At 38.6% G+C, this 272-nt stretch carries 1 pseudogene; it reads left to right on the top strand.

Annotation, left to right across the window (positions count from 1 at the left end):
* Nucleotides 1-272: pseudogene (locus tag NRL14_RS20955) on the top strand (transposase); the annotation flags it as partial.

Genomic DNA, 272 nt, shown 5'->3' with positions numbered 1-272 from the left:
AATCGATTAAACGATAAAGCGATTATCATTCGCTGGCATAAGCTCTGTAAAGGCACTGTACTTACGCAAAAATATGTACAAGGTGAAAAGCTAAGTAAAGCCGAACTTATCTTTTTCAATCAAACAGTAAACGACTACCGCGAGCGCCTATCAAGTATTAGCTGGTTTATGCGGTTGTTAAATGAAAACATTGCGCGCAGAGCAAATAAAGAAGATAACTGCACAGGTAGATTCTGGGAAGGCAGATTCACATCACAAGCATTATTAGATGA

This window comes from Pseudoalteromonas sp. 20-92, assembly GCF_030847595.1.
GTDB classification, from domain to species: domain Bacteria; phylum Pseudomonadota; class Gammaproteobacteria; order Enterobacterales; family Alteromonadaceae; genus Pseudoalteromonas; species Pseudoalteromonas fuliginea.
The sequence above is the reverse complement of the archived record's forward strand: the minus strand, read 5'-3'. Positions and strand labels throughout refer to the sequence as shown.